This is a genomic window from Gluconacetobacter liquefaciens, from assembly GCF_003350405.1.
Taxonomy (GTDB): Bacteria; Pseudomonadota; Alphaproteobacteria; order Acetobacterales; family Acetobacteraceae; genus Gluconacetobacter; species Gluconacetobacter liquefaciens.
The window spans coordinates 62,385-87,913 of record NZ_QQAW01000006.1 but is presented as its reverse complement, the minus strand read 5'-3'; the positions used below and the strand labels follow the sequence as shown (position 1 = coordinate 87,913).

Sequence of the window (25,529 nt, the reverse complement as noted above, 5' to 3'; positions counted from 1 at the left end):
ATGGCACTTGGCTTCTTTTCCCGCCTGAAGGCGGGCCTGTCCCGATCGACCCAGAAACTGGGCGGCGGGATCGCCGCGGTCTTTACGCGCCGCAAGCTGGACGACGCCGCTCTGGAGCAACTGGAGGATCTGCTGATTGCAGCCGACCTCGGCCCCAATGTGGCGGCACGGGTGATCGAATCCTTCCGCAGTTCGCGTTTCGGCACCGAGGTGACGGACGAGGAAATCCGCACCGCGCTGGCGACGGAAATTGCCCAGGTGCTGGAGCCTGTGGCGGTGCCGTTCGTGCCCGATCCGAACCTGAAGCCGCATGTGGCGCTGGTGGTCGGCGTGAATGGCAACGGCAAGACCACCACCATCGGCAAGATGGCGCGCTTTTATGGCGAGCAGGGGCTGAAGGTGATGATGGTGGCGGGGGATACGTTCCGCGCCGCCGCCGTCGAACAGCTTCAGGTCTGGGGGCAGAGGGTCGGGGCGCCGGTGATTGCCGGGCCGCCGAATGCGGATGCCGCCGGGCTGGCGTTCGACGCGCTGAAGCGCGCGCGGGCCGAAGGCGCGGATCTGCTGCTGATCGATACCGCCGGACGCCTGCACAACAAGGGCGCGCTGATGGAGGAACTGGCCAAGATCATCCGCGTGATGCGCAAGTTCGACGAGACCGCGCCGCATTCGGTGCTGCTGGTGCTGGATGCGACCACCGGGCAGAACGCGATCGAGCAGGTGCGGGTGTTCAAGGAACTGGTGAACGTCACCGGGCTGATCGTAACCAAGCTGGATGGTTCGGCGCGCGGCGGCATTGTGGTGGCGCTGGCCGATACGTTCGGCCTGCCGGTGCATGCGGTGGGTGTGGGCGAGCAGGCCGAGGATCTGCGGCCGTTTTCGGCCGAGGCGTTTGCCAATGGCCTGGTCGGGCCGTCGATCAGGCTGTCGTCGCCGGAAGGCGAGGAGCCGAAGGAAGGCGAGGGCGACCCGGCCTGAAGCCGGATCGCCTCCGTGCCGTCAGAGCGGGAGAATCCGCTCTGACAGTTCGCTGAGGGCCTGGATGCCGGGGAGGGTCTTGCCTTCCAGCCATTCCAGGAACGCGCCGCCGGCGGTCGAGGTGTAGGACATTTCGTCCGCCACGCCGGCATGGCGCAGGGCCGAGACCGTGTCGCCGCCACCTGCCACGCTGGTCAGTTGGCCAGCCTGCGTGCGGCGGGCGACTTCGGCGGCCAGCAGGTTGGTGGCGTTGTCGAACGGGTGGAGTTCGAACGCGCCCAGCGGGCCGTTCCACACCAGCGTCTTCAGCCCGACGATTTTTTCCGTGAGCAGGCGGACCGTTTCCGGGCCGGCGTCCAGGATCATCGCATCGGCGGGAACCGCGTCCACCGGCACCGTCTTCGTCGGCGGGTCGGCGCGGAATTCGGTGGCCGTGACCGCATCGACGGGCAGGATGATCTCGCAGCCCTTGCTCGCGGCCTTTTCCATGATGGCGCGGGCCGTGTCGTGCATGTCGGCTTCCTGCAGCGACTTGCCGACGGCGACGCCCTTGGCGGCCAGGAACGTGTTGGCCATGGCGCCGCCGATGATCAGGACGTCCACCTTGTCCAGCAGGTTGCCGATCAGGTCCAGCTTGGTCGAGATCTTGGCGCCGCCGACGATCGCACCGACCGGACGGGCCGGATTTTCGAGCGCGATGTTCAGGGCGTTGAGTTCCGCTTCCATCAGCCGGCCGGCGAAGGACGGCAGGAAGCGGGCCACGCCTTCGGTCGAGGCGTGGGCGCGGTGGGCGGCGGAGAAGGCGTCATTGACGTAATCGTCCGCCAGCGCGGCAAGTGCCTTCGACAGGTCAGGGTCGTTCTTTTCCTCGCCCGCGTGGAAGCGCGTGTTTTCCAGCACCAGCACGTCGCCGTCCTGCATCGCGGCGACGGCCTGCTCGGCCACCGGGCCGATGCAATCCTCGGCGAAGCGCACCGGACGGCCCAGGGTCTTGCCCAGGGCTGCCGCCATCGGTTCCAGCGACATGGCGGGCACGCGCTGGCCCTTGGGACGGTCGAAATGGCTGACCACGATCACCCGCGCGCCCTTGTCGGCGAGTTCGCGGATGGTGGGGGCCAGGCGCTCGATGCGGGTGAGGTCGGTGATCTGGCCGTCCCGCACCGGGACGTTCAGATCGGCGCGCAGAAGCACCTTGCGCCCTTTGGGCTGCAAGGCGTCCAGCGTCTTGAAGGACAGCGTGGCCATCAGAGCGCGCCGAAGACCGCGGCCGTGTCGGACATGCGGTTCGAGAAGCCCCACTCGTTGTCGTACCAGCTGCAGATGCGCACCAGTCGGCCGCCGTCGATCAGCGCCGTTTCGGTGGCGTCGAAGGTGGAGGAGGCGATGGAGTGGTTGAAATCGGACGAGACCAGAGGGGCGGTATTGTAGGCGAGGATGCCCTTCAGCGGGCCTTCCGATGCCGCCTTCAACATCACTTCGTTGATCGCCTCGACCGAGGCCGGGGTGCGGGTCGGCACGAAATCGAGCGAGACCAGCGAGACGTTGGGGGTGGGGACGCGGATGGCGGTGCCGTCCAGCTTGCCCTTGAGGTGCGGCAGCACCAGGCCGACCGCGCGGGCGGCGCCGGTGGAGGTCGGGATGATGTTCATCGCCGCCGCGCGGGCGCGGCGCGGGTCGCTGTGCAGCGTGTCCACCGTGCGCTGGTCGCCGGTGTAGGAATGGATGGTGACCATGTAGCCGCATTCGATGCCGAACGCCTCGTCCAGCACCTTGGCGACCGGGGCCAGGCAGTTGGTGGTGCAGGAGGCGTTGGAGATCACCGTCATGTCGCTGGTCAGCGTGTTCTGGTTCACGCCGTAGACGATGGTGGCATCGACATGGCTGGCGGGAGCGGAGATGATGACCTTGCGCGCGCCGGCCTCGATCAGGTGGGCGGCCTTTTCCTTGTTGGTGAAGCGGCCTGTGCATTCCATGGCCACGTCCACGCCTTCGAACGGCACCTTGGTCGGGTTGGCTTCGGCCGAGACGGCGATGGGCGCGTAGGTGCGGCCGTTGGCCGTGATGATGATGTTGTTGCCTTCGACCCGGACTTCGCCGGGGAAGCGGCCGTGAATGCTGTCATAGGTCAGCAGGTGGGCGTTGTCGGCGACGCTGCCCAGGTCGTTGATCGCCACCGGCACGACATCGGTACGGCCGCTTTCGATGATTCCGCGGAGAACCAGGCGACCGATACGCCCGAAGCCATTGATTGCGACTTTGACAGCCATTCTATTTCTCTCCCGAATATTCAGCCGTTCCGGCCGGAAAACCGGCCCCGGCTATGTGTTGCCACCCGCAGCGGACCGTGCGCGGTAGCCATCCGCTTTCTGCCCCGAAGGCGACTGAAAGTCACGTCCCGTCTCGCTGACCAGGCGGAGCGCCGTTTCGTGTATCCTCTCGGCTGTAATGCCCAGCCGGCGATACAGTTCGCCCGAGGGCGCGGCCTCGCCGAAATCTTCCATGCCGATGAAGGCGCCGTGCGGGCCGAGCCAGCGATCCCACCCGAATCCCGACGCGGCCTCGATGCCGATGCGTGGGGCATTGCCCAGCACCTGTTCGCGGTAGGCGGCATCCTGCCGGGCGAACAGTTCCCAGCAGGGAAGCGAAACCAGGGCCGCGCTGATGCCGTCGCGCACCAACTGGTGCAGGGCCTGCCGGGCGATGACCATCTCGCTGCCGGTGGCGATCAGCGTGACCTGGCGGGGGCCGCGGGCCTCCTCCACCACATAGCCGCCGTGGGCGCTGCCGTCGCGCGGACGGCGCTGGCGGAAATCGGGCGGGGCATTGGCATCCGTGGCCATCGGCGACAGGGTGATCAGGCTGGGGCCGTCGGCCCGGCGCAGCGCCAGCTCCCAGCATTCCATCGTCTCCCGCCGGTCGGCGGGGCGGAAGACCAGGACGTTGGGCATGGCGCGCAGGCTGGCCAACTGCTCCACCGGCAGCCAGCCGGCCCCGTCTTCGCTGAGGGCCAGCCCGTCGTCGGTCAGCAGGTAGATCACCTGCTGGCGCATCATTGCCGCGAAACGCAGTGCCGGGCGCATGCGGTCGATGGCGACGAAGGTGATCGCCCCGCAGGGCACCAGCCCGCCATGCACCGCGATTCCGTTCAGCAGGGCGGCCAGTCCGTGGACCAGGGTGCCGCAATCGGGCAGGGCCTGGTCGACCGGCATCGCCTCGGTGCGTTCGCGGCCACGGCGGGAGGACAGGCAGAGCATTTCCGGCACCAGATCGCGCAGGATGTCCAGCCCCTGGCGCCCGTAGCTCAATGTGGTGTCGTGGCCGGAATCGGGCAGGATCGCGGGCAGGGTGGAACTGTGCCATGCGCGCAGCCAGTCCTCGCGCCAGAAGGTGGGGAGGCGGCGGGCAGCCGTGCGTTCGAATTCCGCGCGCTGCCGGTGCTTGACCAGCCGGCGGAGCCAGGATCGCCGGGCCGATGCGCCACGGCGGGCCGCACGGGCCCACAGCAGCGTGGAATGATCGGGTACCGGCCCGGCGGCGGTGCCGATCGGCGTGGTGCGGGGGGGGGCGGAACAGGCGAGGACCGAGGGCTTGCGCGAGCGGATCGCCGCTGAAAGGGCGGCCTGTACGGCGTCGTGGTCGTCTGCGGCGACCTTGCGGACCATCCATCCGGTCGCGGCGTAGCGGGCAAGGGTGTCTTCGGCCTCATCTTCCTCATGGGGGGCGATTTCGAACAGGACGGTGAGGCGGTCGAGCCGCATCCGGGCGGCCAGGGAGGCGGCCTCCATCGCCACGCCGGTGGCCAGTTCGGTGCCGCAGGACAGGGCCCAGATGCGGTGATTGACGATCGAGCGGCCGAAACGGGCCGCAAGCTGCCGCTCGGCCAGCGCCATGCCGATGGCGGCGCCCAGCCCCTGTCCGCTGGGGCCGAAAGCCATTTCCACCGCCGGGTGGGCGCCGTATTCGACCGGCGCGGGGTCGGGCGCGACCGTCTGGCCGGCCAGGCGCATCAGGGCATCCAGCAGCGGCCGGTGCCGGGTGGACGAGACGACGAACCGGTCGCGGTCGGGCCAGTCGGGGCTGGCGGGGTCGAAGCGCAGGAACTGGTTCCATAATATGCAGGCGGGCACCGCCATTGCCCCGGCCTGCGCCGCTTCGGCAGGGTCGTCCAGACGGGCACCGATGAATGTGCGGACTGCATCGCGCAGGGCATGAATCGTCTCGCGCGTCGCCGGCTCGGCCGGGGCGTCGGCGGGCGGCGCGTCCAGCTCTTGGGCGGTGTGGGTCTGCGCGCGGAGCATGGGGCAAGGCGTCCTGAAGGCCGGCCGTTCGGGCCGGCTGGCGGCGAAACTGTCGTTGTCGGCTATAGGATCGTGCAGGAGGCTTCGCAAGCACGATACGGTCGAGAAGGCTGTCGGCTGGGTTGTCCCGAGGGGGTTTCCGGCGGCAAGACTCTTGCTCCGTATCGTGGATGCTGTAACCGTGGCGGCCCATGCTGCATCGTCTTCGTTTCGCCTCGACCCTGATGGCCGTGTCCGCCCTGTGCGTGACCGGGCTTGCCGGCTGCCACCTGGTGGATCAGCGGACCTTCGATCCGCGCGCCAGCCGGCCGCCTGTGCCGCATTATCCGCCCGCGCCACCCGCGCCGCGCCCGGTGCCGCCGCTGGTGGATATCCGTGCCGGTACGCCGGAGGGTGAATGGCGCCCGGCGCTGCAAGGGGCCGTGACGCGGGCACTGGCGCGCAAGCCGAACGTGCTGTTCACAGTGCGGGTCATGGTGCCGGCCGGTCCGACGCCGGAGCAGGAGGCCCTGGCCATGCGGCAGGCCACGGCCACATACGGCCAGGCCGTGGCGGCGGCCATCGTTGCTGCCGGCGCGCGGCCGGAACAGGTGGAAATGGCCGCCATGTCGGATTCGTCGATGACCACCGGCGCTGTCCGGGTGTATGTGCGATAAAACGGGATTGTGATCCGCGGCCATATCGGCGGATCGACCTTGGTGATGACGGCCGTGCGGACCTGTGAGCCCGCAGCGGCGTCGCAGGAGAATGACAGAGTGCCCAGTATCGACGCGGGTCGGCATCCTTTCTACCGTTTCTGCCGGGAATCTCTCGACGGTATCCGCGAACAGGGACGATATCGCCGCTTTACGCCGCTGGCGCGCCAGGCGGACCGCTATCCCGTCTATGACCATGTGACCGTTCCCGCCGCCGAGCCGCCCGTGGGGCGCGAGGTGGTGGTGTGGTCGGCCAACGATTATCTGGGCATGGGCGTGGAGCCGGCGGTGGCCGAGGCTGCGATCGCCGCGATCCGCGAGCATGGGGCCGGAGCCGGCGGCACCCGCAACATCGCCGGCACCAGTCCGCTGCATGCCGCGCTGGAGGCCGAACTGGCCGACCTGCATGGCAAGGAGGCCGGGCTGCTGTTCGTCTCCGGTTATGTGTCGAACCAGGCCAGCCTGCAGACGATCCTGACCAGCATGCCGGGGTGGATCTGTTTTTCCGACCGGCAGAATCATGCCTCGATGATCGCCGGCATCAAGGGCGCGCGAGGGGCGACCTGCGTTATCTACGAACATAACGATCTGGCGGATCTGGAGGCCAAGCTGGCCGCCGCGCCCAAGGATGCGCCCAAGCTGGTGGCGTTCGAGAGCGTGTATTCGATGGATGGCGACGTCTCGGATATCGGTGCCACCTGTGCGCTGGCGCGCAAATATGGCGCGATCACCTATCTGGACGAGGTGCATGCCGTGGGGCTTTACGGCTCGCAGGGTGGCGGCGTGGCCGAGCGTGATGGCGTGGCCGATCAGGTGGACATCATCGAGGGCACGCTGGCCAAGGGGTTCGGCGTCCATGGTGGCTACGTGACCGGGTCGGCGGAGCTGATCGATTATCTGCGTTGCGCCGCGTCGGGCTTTATCTTCACCACCGCGTTGCCGCCGTCGGTGGTGGCGGCCGCCCTGGCCAGCGTGCGCATGGTGCGGCGCGAGGGCTGGCGCCGTGAGAAGATGTTCGAGCGCGTGGCGACCTTCCGCGCCAAGCTGAGCGCGGCGGGCATTCCGTTCATGCCCACGCCGAGCCATATCGTGCCGATCCCGGTGGGGGATGCCGATCGTTGCAACGAGATCAGCCGACGCCTGCTGGCGGATTTCGGGCTTTACGCCACGCCGATCAATTATCCCACCGTTCCGCGCGGGACCGAGCGGTTGCGGCTGACGCCGGGGCCGCACCATACGGATGAGATGATGGACGAGATGGTCTCGGCGCTCGGGGTTCTGCTGCGGATCAATGCCCGCCACGAGGACGCGGCGGCCTGATCGTTCTTTCCCGGTTCCGGCCCTGACGGGTCAGAGGCCGAGGAAGCGCCGCGTATCGGGGTCTATCGGGATGCCGTGCGTGGCGCGGTGGCGGGCGGTCTGCCATTCGCGGTCGCCCGGTGCCATGACGGGGTGATCGGCCTCGGTGGCCGGGACGGCGCGAAGCTGGTCCAGGTAGCTGGCGATTGCCTGGTCGTAGGCCGTGCGACCGACGAAGCGCGCAGGGTCGATCGCAAGGCAGAACTGTCCGACGTTGCGGGGCGTTGTCCGGTCACCAGTCTCCGTCATCGGAATCATGTCCGCGTCGGTCGTGGCGCCGGTCAGGACGGCCGAGAGGATCGTGACCATTCCGGCCAGTGCCGCGCCCTTGAAGCCGTAATCCGGGCCGCCGAGTGGCAGCAGCATGTGTGCTGCGTGGGGATTGGTGGTTTCATGGCCCTCTGAGTCGGCCGCGACCCCGTTGGGGAGGGGGCGGTTCAGTGACCGGTAGAGCCGGACCCGGTTGAAGGGGATCGACGACGTTGCGATGTCGAGCAGCCAGGGTAACTGGCCGGTGACGGGGGCGGCCATGGCGATCGGGTTGGTGCCATGGAAGGGCAGCGTGCCGCCGAAAAGCGTGACGTTAGCGTCGGAATTGCTGGTGACGATGCCGATCATCCCCGCTTCGGCTGCCTTCAGGGCGTAGGCGCCGGCGGCCCCGCAATGCGACGAGCGGACGATGCCGACCGCGCCGACCCCGGTTTCCGCCGCGATTTCGACGGCCAGATCCATGGCGCGGGCGCAGGCGTAATGGCCCAGTCCGTCATCGGCATCCAGCATGGCGGTGGCCGGTGCGGTGCGGCGGAACGTCAGGTTCGGTGTACGGTTCAGGCGGCCGGAGCGCAGCATGGCGGCGTAATGCGCGGCCAGTCGGACCCCGTGGCTGTCGATGCCGGTTCGTGAGGCGTGCATCAGTGCCTCGGTCGTGGCGGCAGTGGATTCGGGCGACGCGCCGGCGGCTAGTAAGGCGGCGGTGACGCGGGATGCCAGTGTTTCGGCATCCACGAAAATGGTGTCGGTCATGCCTGGCCCAGGATTTCGGCGGCGCGTTTGCGGTCCAGCTTGCCTTCCCAGGCGCCGATCACCACTGGGGCTACGCAGTTGCCGGCCAGGTTACCGACCGCGCGGGCGATGCCGACGAACCAGTCCACTGCCAGAAGCATCACCAGGCTGGCGACGGGGATCGATGGAATGGCGGAGAGCGTGGCGGCCAGCACCACGATGGCGATGCCGGGGACGCCGTGGGCGCCTTTGGAGGTGACCAAGGCCGTTGCGAGCATGATCATGATCTGCCACGCGCTCAGGACCGTGCCTGTGGCCTGGGCGAGGAAGATGACGGCGAGGCCCAGATAGATCGACAGGGCGTCGAGGTTGAAGGAATAGCCGGCCGGGACCACCAGCCCGACGACCTGGCGGTCCACGCCGAGTTGTTCCAGCTTGGCCATGATGCTGGGCAGTACCGCGTCGGACGCCGTGGTGGCGAAGGTGATGGCGAATTCGGTGCGGAAAAACCGGAAGAACCGGATTGGGCTGACGCCTGAGAGGCGCAGGCAGAGACCCAGTCCGCCGATGACGAACAGGGTGATGACCACGAAATACAGGACGACGAAGGCTGCCAGATGCCCGATCGCGCCCAGGCCGTAGCGCGCGGTCGTGGTGGCCATGGCACCGAACACGCCGAGCGGTGCCAGCGCGATGATGAAGCGCATCATGCGCGAGAACAGGGCGGACAGGGCGTCGATCAGGCGGACGATCGGCGTGCCGGCTTCGCCGATCTGGCTGAGGCAGCAGCCGAACAGGATGGCGAAGAAGAGGATCTGGAGCACGTTGCCCTGCGCGAAGGCGTCGGCGGGCGTGTGGGGGATCAGCCCCAGCAGAAATTCCGTGACGCCGCCTTCGTGCATGACATGGGCGTTGTGGGCGTAGGACGAGATGACGCGGGTATCGTCGGCCGTGGGGGTGAAGACGATGCCGCGGCCGGGTTGGAGAAGCATCGCGATGCCGACCGCGACGAGGAGGACCAGTGTGGTCATGGCCTCGAAATAAAGCAGCGCCTTGGCGCCCAGCCGCCCCACCGTGCGCAGGGAGCCGGCGCCGACGATGCCGGTGACCACGATGCAGAACAGCAATGGCCCCACCGCCATGACGATCAGGTGCAGGAACAGATCGCTGGCCCAGCGTGTCTGCGCGGCGAGGCCCGGCGCGAAGACGCCCAGTGCCAGGCCCAGCAGGGTGGCGATGACGACCTGGAGGAACATGCCGGGGCGCGCGGTGGGTCCGGCCTGTGTCGCGGGGAGGGTCGTCTCGTTCATCCGGTGGGGGTCCTTGCTGGTGACGGGGAGGCGTTTCGGGCCGGCTTAGTAGGTGTAGTTGATGCGCGCGCCGACGAAGCGCGGCATGCCGGGGATGACGCCGTAGAAGGTGGCCTGGGTGCCGGCCGACAGCCAGTAGCGGCGGTCGGCCAGGTTCTGGCCGTAGACGGTGACCGACCAATGCTGCTTCGGCGCCGCGAAGGTCAGGAACGAGTTGACCAGGAAATAAGCCGGCGAACGATAGATGCCGGTCTGGCCGATATATTGCGGTTGGGTCTGGCGGCCGCGATAGGAATAATCGACGTCGAACGTCATCCGGTAGTCGCGGAAGACGTTCCATGTGTAGGTGGCGGCACCCGACAGGGTGAGGTTGGCCAGGCCCATATTGACGTTGTTATAATTGGTGTTGATGGCCTGCCAGACGCCGGTGGCGGCGAAATTGGCCGTGGTGGCCGAGCGGTTGAGGCTTTGGAACTGTGTGTAGACGCCGTTCTGGTAGCCGAAATTCTGCGTCAGGACCATGCCGCGGAACGGGTGGGCCTCGGCGTCGAACTCCGCGCCGTAGATGTAGGAGCGCGGGGCGTTCACATAGCCGCCCAGCACGCCGTAGGGCGGGACCAGGACCGTGCCCAGAAGCTGCTGGTCGCGGTAGTCGTAATAGAACCCGGCGGCATTGAGGCGCAGGCGGCGGTCGAACAGCATGGCCTTGAACCCGCCTTCATAGGTCAGGATCTGTTCGGGCTTGAAGGGGCGGAGCTGGGCGGCCTGCTGTGTGATGTTGGCCGAGAAGCCGCCCGGCTTGAAGCCGCGGCTGAACATGACATAGCCCATGATGTTGCGGGTGAACTGGTATTGCGCGCCGACGCGGCCGCCGAACTGGTTGCTCAGTGCGCCGCTGTTGCCGAAATTGGTCTTGCCCTCGATGGCACCTGTGTTGAGATTGTAGTTCGTGCTGGTGACGTTGAGCATCTGCCGGTCGTCTGATTCGTGCAGGATCGCGCCGATCAGGCGCAGTTTGGGCAGGATGCGGTAGGAAAGCTGCACATACTGGTTGAAATTCTGCTGATTCTGCCTGTAGCGCGTCTCGTTCAGCGGGGTGGTGCCGGGGCGGTCGGAAGAATCGTACCAGAAATTCTGCGCCATGCGCGAGCGGCTGTAATACATGCCGGCTTCCCAATGGAAGCGGGCGTTGGGATCGATCGATTCCAGTTTGACTTCCTGCGAGAACACGTTCGTCTGGTTGTTGCGGAACATGTTGCCGTAGGACAGGACCGAATTGGTCTGGTTGGTCAGTTCGTGCTCGTCTGCCATCTCATAGGCGCTGATGGTCGACAGGCGGCCCCAGGAGAAATTCTTCGTGTAGCGTACGTTCGCGCCCCAGAAGATGTTGTCTTCGCGCGGCTTGGTGTTGCTGCCGTCGACGCCGATGATCTTGGCGAAGCGCGGGTCCAGGCCCCATTCGGTCTGGTAGATGTCCTGCGTGACCGGGACGTTGTAGGAATTGTAGAGATTGTGGCCGGAGGCATATTCCGACTGGTCCGTCGTCCAGTGGCCGCCGATGATCAGGTTCGACGTGTCGTCGATATCCCATTTCAGCTTGGCGCGCAGGGCGCCGAGATTGGCGTTGCCGAAACCCTGGCCGGCCGCGTTGTGCTGGTAGCCGCCGCCGGTCATGGACTGGCCGGCGATACGGAACGACACGGAGCGGGAGATCGGGCCGGAAACGTAGCCTTCGACGCGGTTGCGACCGTAGCTGGCGATGTCTTCGGTGATGCCGGCGTGGAACTGGCGCGTCGGGTCGGCGGTGTGGAAGTCGATTTCGCCGCCCGTGGTGGCCTGGCCGTGGGTGTAGCCCGAGGGGCCGGCGGCGATGGAGATGTCGTCGAGGTCGAACATCATGCCCGTCGTCATGATCGAGACCGGCAGCGCCACGCCGTCGAGATACGGCATGGTCGAAGGCGTGTTGTTCTGCGTGAAGTCCATGAGGCCGACGCCGCGCAGGGTGAAGTTGAGGGCGCCTGAGCCGAAGGACGGCTGGATGGTGAGGTTGGGTGCCACGCGCTGGATGTCGGTCATGACGCGGATGTTGCGGTTGGTCAGTTCCTGACGGGAAATCAGCGTTTCCGAATGGGCATTGTGCTGGCCGGCCCCGCTCGCGCCCCTGCGTGCGGAAACCATGACGGCTTCGGTCGATGCGGGGGTTGTGGCGTGTGCTGGCGCGGTGCGTGCCGGTAAGCCGGCGGGCGCGGTCTGTCCGGTCGTGTCGGCCAAGGCCGGCAGCGGCAGGATAACGCCTGCCAGGACACTGGTCATGATGGCCTGCTTCCGGAATGAAAGCTCGGCGCGGCACGGGATGAGCATGTCTGTCTTCCTTGTCTGGTCTGGTCGGACCCTGCTGAGTCGGTGTTGGCGCGAGGGCTGGTCGGCGTGGTGTCTATGATTTCATATATGAAATGATGTTTTAGGCTGGTCTACAAATCGAAGAATTTCTGAGAAGGAATGTTGCATACAAGATTTAAAACAATCCGGAACGAAACGCTTTCGAAAAATGCGCCGGAATTCAAATGTGACAGAAAATTTACGAAATGAATTAACTAATTGATTTAAATGTATAAAAATGGTTTTTCGACTGGGTGTATATGGGCGGCTATTTTTTTTGCACAAACATCATTCATTTCGATGGGCAATTGAATAAAAAATCATCGACGCCGGGTAGCGTGAGGTAGAGGCTGTCTGCCGTGCCCCGACATGATGACGATTGCCGAACCGCATCGGTCTGCGCATACTTCTTGTATGCGAGATGAAGCCGAAAAAGATGCACACAAGAACCCGCACCTGATCGAGGATCGCATTATCCATGCGGCGCTCTCCGGGCGTATCGCGCCGGGCGAACGTCTGGGCGAGAAGGAGCTGTCGGAGATTTTCGGCGTGTCGCGCACGCTCGTTCGCGAGGCGATGATGCGCCTTCAGGCGCGGGGGATCGTGGAAGTTTCCTCGCGGCGGGGCTGGTTCGTCATCGAGCCTTCCGTCGAGGAGGCGCGGCATACCATCGATGCGCGGCGGGCCCTGGAGGTCGGCATGCTGGTGACGCTGGACCGGGCCAGTCCGGGGATGATCAGGGCATTGCGCGACCATGTGCGGGCTGAGCAGAAAGCGATTGCCAGCGGCGACCGGGCGGAGCGCAGTTATCTTCTGGGGCATTTTCACGTCTGCCTGGCCGAGACGCTGGGCAATCCGGTCCTGGCGTCGCTGCTGCAGGACCTTACGACGCGCACGGTGCTGATCGCCGCCCTGTATCAGTCATCACACGACGCGCACGAATCCTGCGGCGAGCATGGGGAGATTATCGACGCGCTGGAAAAGGGGAACTCCACCGAGGCCGCGCGCCTGATGGATGTCCATCTCCGGCATGTCGAAAAGGCGCTGAACTATCGCAGCGCGGCGAGCCGGTTGGACCATCTGAAAGCCGCGTTGCAGGGATCGGGCACGTAAGCTGACGGACGATTCCGATTGTGTTTCGGGTTGTCTTGTATACAAGATTGTACGGGATTCGGATTATTTCTTGCCGCGTGCATGCACGGCGAGAGGCCGGGATTGGGCTGAGGAAAAAGGAGAGCCAGGATGTTCGGACAGATTGACCCGCCGCATCGGCTTTTGATGGGGCCTGGCCCGGTGAATGTGCATCCGCGGGTGCTGCGTGCGATGTCGGCGGACATGCTGGGGCAGTTCGACCCGGAGATGACGGGGTACATGAACGAGACGATGGCGCTGTATCGCCGCGTGTTAATGACGGAGAACCGTTGGACGTTTCTGGTGGACGGCACGGCGCGGGCTGGGATCGAGGCGGCCCTGGTGTCGCTGGTCGAGCCGGGGGCGCGGCTGCTGGTGATCCAGGCGGGGCGGTTCGGGCTGCTGCTGTCGGAGATCGGGCAGCGGATCGGGGCGGAGATCCGCACGCTGGATATTCCGTGGGGCGAGGTGGCGAGCCTGGAGCAGATCGAGGCGGCGATTGTGGAGCATCGGCCGCAGGTGCTGGCGGCGATCCATGGCGATACCTCGACGACGATGGCCCAGCCGCTGGACGGTGTGGGTGCGCTGTGCCGGCGGCATGGTGTGCTGTCCTATGTCGATGCCACGGCGACGCTGGGCGGGATGGCGGTTGCGACGGATGCGTGGGGCGTGGATGTGGTGACGGGTGGCCTGCAGAAATGCCTGGGCGGGCCGCCGGGGTCTTCGCCGATCACGATTTCCGACCGGGCGGCGGCGCATATCATGAAGAGGCGGCATGTGGAGGCGGGGATACGCGGGGCGGACCTGGACGAGGGGCCGGGGGCGCTGATCCGGTCGAATTACTTCGATCTGGCGATGATCATGGACTACTGGTCGGAGAAGCGGCTGAACCACCATACCGAGGCGACCAGCATGCTGTATGCGGCGCGCGAGGCGGCGCGGGTGATGGTGGAAGAAGGGCTGGAGGCGCGTTTCGCGCGGCATCGGGCGGCGGGCGCGGCGATGAGTGCGGGGCTGCGGGCGATGGGGCTGACGCTGTATGGGCAGGATGCCTACCGCATGACCAACGTGACGGGGGTGTATATTCCCGATGGCGTGGATGGCGAGCGGGTGCGGGCGCGGATGCGCGGGGAGTTCGAGATCGAGATCGGCACCGCGTTCGGGCCGCTGGCGGGGAAGATCTGGCGGATCGGGGCGATGGGCTACAATGCGATGCGGCACAAGGTGCTGATCACGCTTGGCGCGCTGGACGCCGTGCTGCGTGCAGAGGGGTATGTGCCGCCGGCGGGGGCGGCGATCGAGGCGGCCCGCGCCGTTTATGACCGGTCTTGAAAGGTCTGTCAGGAGCCTGATCTAGGATGCGGGACGGATTGCCGCCTGTGTGCGTCCCTGGTCAGGCACCGAATTATTCTTTCTTCTGCCAGATTCGATTGTCATCATAATTTCAACATCAGTCTTGCGAACTTTGCTCTAGTTTCCGCCAACACCTTTCCACAGTTTCCGTGCTGTTTCCTGGACGTCCGGGATCTGGTCGCCGGGACGGGGAATATGGATTCCTTCGTGCGGGGACCGGGATGCTGCCTTCGGATGACGAGCGAATCTCCTGGGTTGCCAGTCAGGTTCTGCCGCATGAAGCAGCCTTGCGGACATGGCTGCGCCGGTTTCGGGATATCGATATCGACGATATCGTCCAGGACAGCTACGCGGCGATGATTACGGCCGATATCGCCGGTATCCGCAATCCGCGCGCCTACCTGTTTACGGTCGCCCGTAGCGTGGTGCTGCGCCACTATCGGCGCTCACGCATTATTTCCATCACGGCGCTGACGGATTTCGACGCGCAAAGCATCGTGGATGACGGGGCGGATGCCGAGCGGGCGCTCGGCGCCCGGCAGGAGCTTGCCCGTCTCTATACGTTCATCGAGGAGCTACCGCAGCGTTGTCGCCATATTCTCCTGCACAGAAAACTCGACGGATTATCGCAGCGCGAGGTTGCGCAGCGCATGGGCGTGTCGGAAAGCGTGGTCGAAAAACAATTGGCCAGGGCATTGCGTGCGCTCAATGGCATGTTCAGCGAGCCTGGCCCCGGCGAACGGCCTGCTGATGGCGGGGATGTTCGCGCAACACGACGACGCGATGCCGGGAAATGCTGAGAAATGCGTGCATCCGGTCGATGAGGCGGCATTCGCCTGGGTCATTCGGCTGGATCGTGGCGCGCTTGCGCCCGAGGTGGCTCGGGAACTGGATGCATGGCTGACGGCGGATAGCCGGCATCAGGGGGCCTTCCTGCGGGCGAAGGCGCTGTGGCGTTCGGCCGATCGCGTTGCGGCTTTTCGGGTTCCCGACGGGACGGTGCCGGCGGAGGAACCTGTGGCGCCCGGTTTCGTGGGACGGCGCCGGATGGTGGGATCGGTTGCGGCTTCGCTGCTGGTCGGCGTGACGCTGGGTGCGACGGCTGAGCCCGGAGCGGCGTGTGAGCCGGTGCGATTTTTTCGTTCGGGTTCGGAATTGCCGAAGCCTGTTCGACTGACCGGTGGGGATTTTCGCCTTGATCGTACCTCGCAGATTCTTTGCCTGAAGCGAGGGGCCCGGATCTATGCCGATCTCCTGGCAGGGCGTGTCAGGGTAGACTGGCGGCAAGGGCCGATCTCGATACGGGCTGGGAGCGTGGAGCTTGATACCGTGGCGGCATCGCTCGTGATGCGATGTGACCCCGAGGGGGAAAGCGCACTGTTGCTGGATGGAGACGCCCGACTGCGGCGTGGTGCCGGGCGGCCTGGGCATATGCTGCGCCGGGGGCAATGGGTCCGGCTGACGCCTTCCGGCAGGTGGGAGGAGGGGAGCCTGAGCGCGGATGACCTGGAGTATGTCTCTGCCTGGAGCCATGGGCGGCTGGAATTGCGGGCCACTTCGGTCGGCGAGGCGCTCAGAAACATCAATTTCTATAACGATAGAAAAATATTCTCTTCCGACGCGGTGCTCTTGCGTCAGCGGATTGACGGGATTTTTTCGCTGACCGAGCCTGAGACGTTCGCCCGCAGCCTTTGCCGCATGTTCCATGTCAGGCTGGTGACGTCTGGGCGTGGACTGGAACTGCGCTGACGCGGACTTGCCGCCTTTTGTGGCCTGAATATTTTCTGTCAGAAAAGCTTAATAAAAATAAGGGAGTTTGAGGAGGAGGGTTTTGCGCTCTCCGGGATCAAGTAGGGGAACGTATCATTGATGGATATGAAAAACCGTGTCGCATTCATCGTTCCCGCATGCCCGTTTCGCTGCAATTCTTCTGACGACCACCGGCCTGACGCTCGGCCTTTCGCTTGCCTCTGCCCGTGCCCAGGCGCGTCGGTTCGATATCGACGCCATGCCCGTCTCCCGTGCCGCCGTTATCTACGGGCGGCAGGCGGACATGCAGGTCATGCTGCGGGATAAAACGGCCCGGACGATACAGGCACACGCCGTGCATGGGGTGATGAGCGCCGAGCAGGCGCTGGCGCATCTTCTGGCGGGCACAGGGCTTGTCGTGCAGTCGCAGCATGATTCCGTTCTGATACTGGGGGCGACGCATCGTGCGGAGCCGGTAAAACCCGATGGCGAGCGGATCGTCGTTTCGGCGACCCATGACAATACGCTGACCAAGCGGACGAGCGACCAGATATTCGATACGTTGAGCGCCCAGCAGATCCGCTCCGCGCCGGACCTGACGATTGTCGAGGCGGCACGGCGGATGGTGGGTATTTCGACCCTGCCGAGCCAGAATGACGGTCGCTCCGACAACCAGATGGAGAACGTGACCATTCGCGGATTGGATAATTCCTATAATCTGATCACGCTGGATGGGGCGCAACTGGCGTCGGCTGACAATGTCACGTCACCGCAGCGCGGCATGCGGCTGGATCTGGTTCCGTCCTCCCTGGTCGGTGAATTGCAGGTTCTCAAGACCGTCGATGCCTATAACGATCCGCAGGGCCTGGGTGGTCAGGTCCACATGCTCTCGAAAAGTGCTTACGAGTATGGGAATTCCGCCGACGTGCAGTTGCTTGGAGGCTGGAACAACCAGTCTGGCACCGTCGTGGAGCCCCGCCGTGAGAATTGGCGTGTAGATGGAACCATCACCCGCGTATTCGGCAAGAATCGCGAGTTCGGTCTGGTTCTCGCCGGGAGTTATCAGGAACTCAACTCGGCGGCGCATGCCATTCTGCCGGGGGATTCGTCAGGCGATGGATGGGCGTATTATGGTGCTTCGGGTGTGTCCTCGGGCAGCGCTATCAATACCGATGCCGCCGCCCATGCCCCTGGCGCGGCGGCCGTGCCGGTTCGCGTGCAGGATTATGCGTTCGATGATGCCTACAAGCGCTACAGCCTGAATGGAAAATTGCAGTGGAGGCCGACCTCGCGCCTGTCCATGGCATTGTCTGGCGGCTATTTCCACGCTGTCGATCAGGAAGTGCGCAATGAGGCGCTTTCGATGCCTTCAGGCAACTGGATTGCCGGAGCGACGCCCGATACCGGCACATTGACGCAGGGGCAGTATCAGTTTGGCGACTCCGTTCAGCCGGAAACGCATCAGACGTTCTTCGTAAATGGCAATCTTCATTATGATATCACCAACCATATGAAGCTTGACCTCGTGGCGGCGGACTCGGAAGCCCAGGACCATTTGTCGAACTGGATGTTCAAGTGGAATACCGGCATGAAATACAGCAACACCGGGAATTCCGAAGACAAGACGAGCTATTCGGCTCCCTATGGGTACAGTTATACCGTGAAGGGTGGCGTGCCTTCGATTTATCTCAATGACCTGGCGGCGGCAAACGATCTGAACAATTATGGGCCGCGCTATTTCAGGGATTATCAATATTCCTTGCAGACGAAGCTGCGGTTTCTGCGCGGTGACTGGCACTGGGATCTGGGGCGCGGGTTCTGGCTGGGGGCGGGTGCCACGCAGACCATGACCAATGTCCAGCATACCGAAACCTATAATGACTGGGCACCGATGGCGGGAGATGCCCCGCAGGAGATTGGAAACCTGCAGAATTACATCACGTCCAGGACCGGTTCGGTATTTTCGGCGCCGGGACTGACCTATTATTATGTCGATCCGGTAAAGGCGCATGCCGTCCTGACCAATCATCCGGAACTGTTCCGCAAGCTGGACGAGACCGCGACCAACAAGGAAGCCTATTATCACCTGATGGAATCGATTACGGCGCTGTATTTCCAGACTGGATGGCAGAATAGCTGGTTTGCGATTCACGGTGGTTTTCGCTGGGATCATACGTTTACGAACGTCTCCAACATCAATGCCGTGACATCGGGGGGAACGACGCAATATCTGCCGCAGACCCGCACGGCGCAGTATGATTATCTGCTGCCTTCGGTCCTGACGACGTTCACGATTACTCCGCGCATGAAGATCCGGGCTGATTTTACGGAGTCCATGGGGCGGCCGAACTATAACCAGATCGGCGGGGCCACCACGACCTCGGAAAGCAATGGGACCTATACGATCTCACAGGGCAATTCGAACCTGAAGCCCTTGCATTCATGGAATTATGACCTGGCCTACGAATGGTATCCGGGGCGCGATACCATGGTGTCGGTCGGGCTGTTCTACAAAGATATCCATGATGCGATCTATACCCGCAGTACGCTCGGAACGGCCACGATGAACGGGATTACGGAACAGGCCATTATTTCGCAGCCGCTCAATGCTTCGGGTGCGGGATTGCGCGGGTTGGAACTGCAACTGGTGCGGGAGAAGTTCGGGTTTCTGCCAGGGGTGCTGAAGAATTTCGGTGTTTCCTTTAATGCGACCTTCCTGCAGGGCTGGTTCGAGGAGCAGATGAGCGATGGATCGCAGCGGCGGATGGGCGGATTGGCGAACCAGCCGAACCATATCTACAATGCATCGCTGCTGTATTCGGACCGGAATTTCGAAGCGCGCTTTGCTTATAACATGACTGGAAAATATCTTTATTATACATCCGGTTCGGCAAGCTGGCTCGATATGTGGATGCAGCCGCGGGCGCAGCTCGACATGCAGTTGAGCTATCGGGTCAATAAATGGATGTCCGTGACAGGGCAGGTACAGAACCTGACCAATGAGGGGTATCAGACCCGGATGGGGCCGAGCGCGAACCTGATCCAGGATATGCATCCGGCGGGGCGGAGCCTCTGGTTCGGCGTGCGGTTTCAGCCCAAGATGTGAGGATAGACATGGTGTTCCGGAAACCTTGCTGGATCGTGGCCGTGGCCTTGGGTACGGTGGCGACTGCGGCGCGGGCTGTCGCGGCGGAGCCTGTCGCCCCGGTGCCTGAAACCGTCCGGGTGGTGCCGGCATCGGAGGCGACGCAGGGTGTCGCCAACGATGCCGCCTTTCTCTACGCCGTGCAGAACCGGCGCATCGGTCAATATAGCCGTGCGACGGGGCAGCGCGTCGGATCGTGGGAGGGTGATCCTGCCCTTTATATCCATATCAACAGTTGCCAGGTGATGGGGGGCGAACTGGTCTGCGCGATGTCGAACTATCCGAACACGCCGATGACCAGTTCCATCGAATGGTTCGATGCGCGTACGTTGCGGCATGTGCGGTCGCACAGCTTCGGGCCAGGGCTGGGATCACTGACCTGGATCGATTGGCACGGAGGAAGCTGGTGGGCCTGTTTCGCCAATTATGACGGCGAGGGCGGTGAGGCGCCGCGCGACCATCGGTCGACCATTCTGGTGCGGATGGATTCGCAGTTCATCCGCCAGGAAGCATGGCTGTTTCCGCAGGATGTCCTGGAGCGGTTCGGCCATTTCAGTTCGTCAGGTGGACGATGGGGAGCGGATGACCGGCTTTATGTGACCGGTCACGACCGGACGGAACTTTATGTTCTGGCGTTGCCCGAGGCGGGAGGGCGTCTTGTCCATCTCGATACCCTGCCTTTGCCCACGAACGGTCAGGCGTTCGACTGGGATGTTCTGCATCCCGACCATATCTGGACGATCGATCGCCGGCGTACGGCCATGGTCGAGAGCGTGATCGCGCGGGTGGGCACGAACGGCGGGTAGCGGGGGATGGCGCGGCCCTGCCGGCAGGGAGCGGAGGGCAGGCGGTCAGTTGTGCCGCGTCTTGTCCACGGCGGCCTTCAGGCCGTCGTAATCGACGGCGCCGGGGATGACGTAGCGGGCGTCGAAGACGAAGGTGGGCGTGCCTTCCAGATGGATGGCCTCGGCCAGTTCCGAATTGGCGCGGAGGGTGGCGGCGACGGCGGGGCCGGCCATGTCGGCCACCAGACGGTCCGCGTCGAGGCCGGCCTGTTTCGCCAGCAGGCGGATGCGGGCAGTGTCGGGCTTCGTGGTATCCGTCATGATGGCGCGCTGCATGCGGAAATAGGCGTCGTGACCGCCTTGCAGCGCGGATGCGGCGATGGCCTGCGCCGTCAGCACGCTGGCCGGACCCAGCACCGGGATCACCTTCTCCACGATGCGGACATTGGGATCGTCATGCACCAGGCGGTCGAGGTCGGCCAGCACCTTGCGGCAGTAGGGGCAGCGGGGATCGTAGAATTCGATCACCGTCGTCCGGGCGTTGGGGGCGCCCAGAATCGCGTCGGTCGGCGCGGGCGTGGTCAGGGCCGCGCGGTGGGCGACCAGCGCGTCGCGGGTGCGGGTCTGCTCCTGCGCCTCGGCGCCCGCGCGCAGGGCGGTGATCGCGTCGGAGAGGATCGAGGGGTCCGTTTTCAGCGCGTCGCGGACGATGGTGACGATTTCCTTGCGCTGGGCCGGGGTGAAGCTGTCATCGGCGCGGGCGGTGGAGGACAGCGCCAGCATCAGGCCGATTCCGGCCGGAAGGGCCGTGCGCAGTCCGGGGAGGCTGCGGGACGAGAAAAATGACAAGGGCGGCCTCCGGCGCTCGGGTTTCGTATCGGGCGGTCTTGGAGGGTGTCTGTAGAGCAGAATAGGGGGGTGCGGAAGGGCGGCGGGGGAGATGGCGAGTTGCCGATGCTCCAGAAGACCGCTAATTCCGGATAGTCCGGGCCTTTCGTGCCGGGGCATGACGGCGGCAATGGAGAATCTGTGCGTGCGTGAACGTCCCCTGAACCACCCGTTGCGTCGTTGCGGGGCCTTGCTGCTGTCTACGGTCCTGGCGACGGCGCTTGGCGGATGTTCGGTCAAGACATTCAATGACCCGGTCGGGACCGCCAGCCATGTCCTGTTCGGCAGTGGCTCCGACACGCCGAAAGGGCCGACCTATCTGACCGGCTATATCGGCAATGTCGTCTCGGATGAGCCGCAATCGGCCATGGTGGCGCGCGATGTTCTGGCGCGGGGCGGCAATGCGGCCGACGCGGCGGCGGCGCTGGGGATGACGCTGGCGGTGACGCTGCCGTCGCGGGCCTCGCTGGGCGGCGGCGGTGCCTGCCTGGCGTGGCGGCCCGGCGACTCCGGCGCCGGGCGGGCGTTCCTGTTCCTGCCGGTCGCGGGGTCGACGGCGCCGGAGCCGGGTGGCGCGCCGGTTGACCGCCCGGCGGCGGCGCCGACGCTGGCGCGCGGGCTGTATCTGATGCACCTGCGCTATGGCAGCGTGGATTTTGGCGAAACCCTGACCCCGGCGCTGGAACTGGCGCGCGGCGGCATCTCGGTCAGCCGGGCGTTGGCGACCGACCTCGCGGCCGTGCAGGGGCCGCTGCTGGCCGATCCGGGCGCGCGGGCGATCTTCAGCCGGGGCGACGGCAAGGTGCTGGCGGAGGGCGATACCCTGGTGCAGCAGCGCCTGACCGGCGTGCTGGAACAGATCAGGAGCATGGGGGTGGGCGACCTGTATAACGGGGCGCTGGCGCGCTCGTTCGTCGCCGGAAGCCAGGCGGCGGGCGGTGGCCTGACCGTGGCGGACTTGCGCGCCGCCGTTCCGGTGGAGACCGACCCGCTGACTGTGCGTGCGGGACAGGTGACGGTGGGTTTCCTGCCGCCGCCCGCCGATGGAGGCTTGGGCAGCGCGGTGGCGTTCCATGCCCTGAATGCCGGGGGCGCGAGCGACCGGGCCGGCCAGTCGGCGGTGGCCGCGTGGCGTGCGCAGGCGGCCGGGGCGCAGTCGGGCGCGGAACTGGTTGCGCGGGCGCAGGCGGTGGTCGATTCCGGCACCGTCCCCAACGGGGGAAGCCTGCCGCATCTGCCGGCCTCGACCTCGTTTGCCGTGGTCGATCGGCATGGCGGGGCGGTGGCGTGCAGCCTGACGATGGATAATCTGTTCGGTATCGGCCGTGTTGCCGGTGGCACGGGCATTGTGATGGGGGCTTCGCCGAAGCGTCTGCCGCCGCCGCTGCTGACGGCCGCGATTGCCAGCGATGGCAGCCGGTTCCGGGCTGCGGTGACGGGATCGGGGCAGAACGATGCCGCCGATGCGGTTGCTGCGGAAATGAAGCAGGTCCTGGGCGGCGAGAAGCCGGGGGCGCGGCCGGTGACGGCCGATGGGCGGATCAATGCCATTTCCTGCCCGGCGGGCCTGCCGGGTGGCGAGGGAAGCTGCGCCGGCGGCACCGATGCGCGTTCGGCCGGCCTGTCGGTAGGGTCGGACTGACGGATCGGCCGAGTGGGTGTGCCGCTTGTGGATGATCATGTTTTGTTCTAGTTTTGTCTGATCGGGACCGCCGGGGTGTGGCGGGCAGGACCCGGGGTTTTCATGATATCGGAACGGGATTGAGGGCGATGGCGCAGGCACCGGGCATTGACAAGAGCAAGGCGCTGGAAGGCGCGCTGAGCCAGATCGAACGCGCGTTCGGCAAGGGATCGGTGATGCGGCTGGGCCAGCGCCCCAACGAGGCGGTGGATGTGGTTTCCACCGGTTCGCTCGGGCTGGATATCGCGCTGGGGATCGGCGGATTGCCGCGTGGCCGTATCGTCGAGATCTACGGCCCTGAAAGCTCGGGCAAGACGACGCTGGCGCTGCATGCGATCGCCGAAGCCCAGAAGAAGGGCGGCGTCTGTGCCTTTATCGATGCCGAGCACGCGCTGGACCCCGGCTATGCCCGCAAGCTGGGGGTGGATGTCGACAATCTGCTGATCAGCCAGCCGGATGCCGGCGAGCAGGCGCTGGAAATTGCCGATACGCTGGTGCGCTCGGGCGCCATCGACGTGCTGGTGGTGGACAGCGTCGCCGCCCTGGTGCCGCGCGCGGAACTGGAAGGCGACATGGGCGACAGCCATGTGGGCCTGCATGCGCGGCTGATGAGCCAGGCGCTGCGCAAGCTGACCGGGACGGTTTCGCGCTCCAACACCATGATGATCTTCCTCAACCAGATCCGGTTGAAGATCGGCGTCATGTTCGGCAGCCCGGAGACGACGACGGGTGGCAACGCACTGAAATTCTACGCTTCGGTGCGCCTGGATATCCGCCGGATCGGGCAGATCAAGGACAAGGACGAGGTCGTGGGCAACCAGACCCGCGTCAAGGTGGTCAAGAACAAGATGGCCCCCCCGTTCCGGCAGGTCGAATTCGACATCGTGTATGGCGAGGGGATCAGCAAGATGGGCGAACTGATCGACCTGGGCGTCAAGGCGGGCATTGTCGAGAAATCGGGAGCCTGGTTCTCGTATGACAGTCAGCGGATCGGCCAGGGACGGGAAAATTCCAAGCAGTTCCTGCGCGAGCACCCGGAGATGGCGGCGGATATCGAGCGACGCGTGCGCGAGCAGGCGGGCGTGGTGGCCGAGGCGATGCTGGTGTCCCCCGGTGAACAGGATCTTGCCGACGCCGAGTGACCGGCGCGGGGCGATAAGCCGGCAGGCGGGGCCGCGCGGCCTTGCTTTGCTGGTTCTGCTGGCCGGTCTGACGGCCTGCGGGTTCAAGCGGCCGGATGGAGAGTCGATCGATGTGCCGCCCCTGACCCTGTTCAGCGGGCAGGAACGGCCGGGCTATGCCAAAAAGACGGCATCCGCGGATGGTAAGGGGAACAAGGACGGGTCGCAGCCCATGTCTGCCGCGCCGGCGGGGCGGCAGCCCGACTATCAGCCGCTTCCCGATGCCTGGGGCATGCAGATGATCGCGTCCGGCTTCGATGCCAATGCCGCCGGGGATGATAGCGAGAAGGAAGAGGGCGGCCATTACGTTATTCCCGACACGCAGGTGAGTTATGGCGCCCGTAATCGTGGGCAGACGACGACCGGGCGTTAGATTGGCGGCCGTGGGTCACGTCTCTGTCATGAGCGTGGCGGAATATGGCGGTTTTCAGCCCTTTTGGGCCAGATCGGCCGGGCGGGGGAACGTGGTCCACTGGATCGCTCCAACCGTTGGTGTTACGCCGCGCTGAACGAGGCCGGAATGATGGCCCATCCTGGGGAAGCGGATTCATGACGGTTGTTGGCACGAGACCCGGCGGCATCTGTCCGGCGCGGACATAGATTCATGATGCTTCGTATGCCTCCCTGGGGGTCGGTATCGCGTGATGGCGATCCGCCGCTTCCGTATCTGAATTTTTCGCGTGCGGAGTGGGCGGCGTTGCGGGCCAATGTGCCGCTTTCGCTGTCGGAAGAGGATATCGCGGCGCTGCGTGGGCGCAATGAGCCCGTTTCGATGGCGGATATCGCCGAGGTCTATCTGCCTCTGTCACGCCTGCTGAACCTGTATGTGATGGCCTCGCGCGGCCTGAACAGCATGGTGGAGAGTGCGTTTCTGGGTTGTCCGCGCATTTCGGTGCCGTTCATCATCGGGATTGCCGGGAGCGTGGGGGTGGGCAAGAGCACCTTCGCCCGGCTGCTTCAGGCCGTGCTGTCGCGCTGGCCGGACCATCCGCGGGTCGATCTGGTGACGACGGACGGGTTTCTGCTGCCGACGCGGGTTCTGGAAGAGCGGAGCCTGATGCAGCGCAAGGGCTTTCCGGAGAGCTACGACCTGCGGCGGATGATCGGCTTTCTCGCCGCCGTGAAGGCGGGCGAGCGGTTGCAGGAAGTGCCGCTGTATTCGCACGAAGCCTACGACATCGTGCCCGACCGGTTCCAGACGGTGGACCGGCCGGATATCCTGATCTTCGAGGGGCTGAACGTGCTGCAGACCGGTACCGACCGGTCGATGGTGGCGTCGGATTATTTCGATTTTTCGATTTATCTCGATGCGACCACCAGCGATATCGAATCGTGGTACGTGGAGCGGTTCCTGCTGTTGCAGCGCACGGCGTTCCGCAAGCCGACATCCTATTTCCATCATTATGCCGACCTTTCGCCCGCCGAGGCCGCACAGGTGGCGGGGCGGATCTGGAACCGGATCAACCTGCCCAATCTGGAAGCCAATATTCTGCCGACGCGCGAACGTGCGCGGCTGATCATGCGTAAGGCGCGGTCGCACGCCATCAGCGAGGTTCGCCTGCGCTATCTCTGATGGTGGGCGGCCCGGTTCCGGA

General features: G+C 65.0%; 20 protein-coding genes. 13 read left to right on the top strand and 7 right to left on the bottom strand.

The features are described from left to right. Complete coding sequence (gene ftsY / locus C7453_RS11680) at positions 1-978, top strand: signal recognition particle-docking protein FtsY (protein ID WP_114727718.1); 978 nt, start codon at positions 1-3, stop codon at positions 976-978. A 21-nt stretch (positions 979-999) separates the two neighbouring features. On the opposite strand, the gene C7453_RS11675 is transcribed toward ftsY, so the two are convergent. From C7453_RS11675 to C7453_RS11665, 3 genes are read right to left on the bottom strand one after another with little or no spacing between them, the layout of a single operon-like run. Next, on the bottom strand, positions 1,000-2,223 hold the full coding sequence (locus tag C7453_RS11675; protein ID WP_114727717.1) for a phosphoglycerate kinase: 1,224 nt from the start codon (positions 2,221-2,223) through the stop codon (positions 1,000-1,002). Beyond that, the gene (gene gap / locus C7453_RS11670; protein ID WP_114727716.1) at positions 2,223-3,245 is read right to left on the bottom strand and encodes a type I glyceraldehyde-3-phosphate dehydrogenase; all 1,023 of its coding nucleotides are present in this window, start codon (positions 3,243-3,245) and stop codon (positions 2,223-2,225) included. Before gap ends, C7453_RS11675 begins: the two co-directional genes overlap by 1 nt. Positions 3,246-3,296: 51 nt before the next feature. Then, complete coding sequence (locus C7453_RS11665; RefSeq protein ID WP_114727715.1) at positions 3,297-5,276, bottom strand: transketolase-like TK C-terminal-containing protein; 1,980 nt, start codon at positions 5,274-5,276, stop codon at positions 3,297-3,299. A gap of 191 nt (positions 5,277-5,467) precedes the next feature. Between C7453_RS11665 and C7453_RS11660 the strand changes: the two genes are divergently transcribed. Both C7453_RS11660 and hemA read left to right on the top strand, forming a co-directional pair. Beyond that, positions 5,468-5,932: a hypothetical protein gene (locus C7453_RS11660; RefSeq protein WP_114727714.1), complete on the top strand. Its 465-nt coding sequence runs from the start codon at positions 5,468-5,470 to the stop codon at positions 5,930-5,932. 99 nt (positions 5,933-6,031) lie between these two features. Continuing rightward, positions 6,032-7,291, top strand: coding sequence for a 5-aminolevulinate synthase (gene hemA, locus C7453_RS11655; protein WP_245948999.1), 1,260 nt, complete (start codon positions 6,032-6,034; stop codon positions 7,289-7,291). 30 nt (positions 7,292-7,321) lie between these two features. Here the strand turns inward: hemA and C7453_RS11650 are convergent, their stop codons facing one another. Genes C7453_RS11650 through C7453_RS11640 form a run of 3 tightly spaced genes read right to left on the bottom strand, consistent with a single transcriptional unit; the run spans position 7,322 to position 11,955 of the window. Next, entirely contained in the window at positions 7,322-8,353 is a 1,032-nt protein-coding gene (locus tag C7453_RS11650; protein WP_114727713.1) for an Ldh family oxidoreductase, read from the bottom strand. Further along, a complete protein-coding gene (locus tag C7453_RS11645; protein WP_245948998.1) occupies positions 8,350-9,642 on the bottom strand; it encodes a cation:dicarboxylate symporter family transporter in 1,293 nt (430 codons plus the stop codon). The genes C7453_RS11650 and C7453_RS11645 overlap by 4 nt, the downstream gene beginning before the upstream one ends. A gap of 45 nt (positions 9,643-9,687) precedes the next feature. After that, on the bottom strand, positions 9,688-11,955 hold the full coding sequence (locus C7453_RS11640) for a TonB-dependent receptor (protein ID WP_245948997.1): 2,268 nt from the start codon (positions 11,953-11,955) through the stop codon (positions 9,688-9,690). Positions 11,956-12,435: 480 nt separating this feature from the next. Here C7453_RS11640 and C7453_RS11635 point away from each other — a divergent pair, with 480 nt between their 5' ends. The 6 genes from C7453_RS11635 to C7453_RS11610 all read left to right on the top strand — a co-directional run bounded on the left by C7453_RS11635 (position 12,436) and on the right by C7453_RS11610 (position 20,205). Beyond that, positions 12,436-13,134 (top strand): GntR family transcriptional regulator, encoded by a 699-nt coding sequence (locus C7453_RS11635; protein ID WP_114727711.1) that lies wholly within the window; start codon positions 12,436-12,438, stop codon positions 13,132-13,134. A 129-nt stretch (positions 13,135-13,263) separates the two neighbouring features. Continuing rightward, entirely contained in the window at positions 13,264-14,484 is a 1,221-nt protein-coding gene (locus tag C7453_RS11630) for a pyridoxal-phosphate-dependent aminotransferase family protein (protein WP_114727710.1), read from the top strand. A 242-nt stretch (positions 14,485-14,726) separates the two neighbouring features. Then, entirely contained in the window at positions 14,727-15,305 is a 579-nt protein-coding gene (locus C7453_RS11625) for an RNA polymerase sigma factor (RefSeq protein WP_114727709.1), read from the top strand. Beyond that, on the top strand, positions 15,289-16,254 hold the full coding sequence (locus C7453_RS11620; protein WP_170143206.1) for a FecR/PupR family sigma factor regulator: 966 nt from the start codon (positions 15,289-15,291) through the stop codon (positions 16,252-16,254). Before C7453_RS11625 ends, C7453_RS11620 begins: the two co-directional genes overlap by 17 nt. 136 nt (positions 16,255-16,390) lie before the next feature. Further along, positions 16,391-19,360 (top strand): TonB-dependent receptor, encoded by a 2,970-nt coding sequence (locus C7453_RS11615; RefSeq protein ID WP_114727707.1) that lies wholly within the window; start codon positions 16,391-16,393, stop codon positions 19,358-19,360. 8 nt (positions 19,361-19,368) lie between these two features. After that, positions 19,369-20,205, top strand: coding sequence for a hypothetical protein (locus tag C7453_RS11610; protein WP_211311053.1), 837 nt, complete (start codon positions 19,369-19,371; stop codon positions 20,203-20,205). 45 nt (positions 20,206-20,250) lie between these two features. On the opposite strand, the gene C7453_RS11605 is transcribed toward C7453_RS11610, so the two are convergent. Continuing rightward, positions 20,251-21,033, bottom strand: coding sequence for a DsbA family protein (locus C7453_RS11605; protein WP_371858502.1), 783 nt, complete (start codon positions 21,031-21,033; stop codon positions 20,251-20,253). A gap of 157 nt (positions 21,034-21,190) precedes the next feature. On the opposite strand from C7453_RS11605, the gene C7453_RS11600 reads away from it, so the two are divergent. From C7453_RS11600 to coaA, 4 genes are all read left to right on the top strand, one after another. Beyond that, complete coding sequence (locus C7453_RS11600) at positions 21,191-22,714, top strand: gamma-glutamyltransferase (RefSeq protein WP_371858501.1); 1,524 nt, start codon at positions 21,191-21,193, stop codon at positions 22,712-22,714. Between the two features lie 128 nt (positions 22,715-22,842). Beyond that, positions 22,843-23,895: a recombinase RecA gene (gene recA / locus C7453_RS11595; RefSeq protein ID WP_114727706.1), complete on the top strand. Its 1,053-nt coding sequence runs from the start codon at positions 22,843-22,845 to the stop codon at positions 23,893-23,895. Further along, complete coding sequence (locus C7453_RS11590) at positions 23,879-24,307, top strand: hypothetical protein (RefSeq protein ID WP_245948995.1); 429 nt, start codon at positions 23,879-23,881, stop codon at positions 24,305-24,307. Before recA ends, C7453_RS11590 begins: the two co-directional genes overlap by 17 nt. A 231-nt stretch (positions 24,308-24,538) precedes the next feature. Beyond that, positions 24,539-25,507 (top strand): type I pantothenate kinase, encoded by a 969-nt coding sequence (gene coaA, locus C7453_RS11585; RefSeq protein ID WP_114727705.1) that lies wholly within the window; start codon positions 24,539-24,541, stop codon positions 25,505-25,507. The last annotated feature ends 22 nt before the right edge of the window (positions 25,508-25,529 follow it).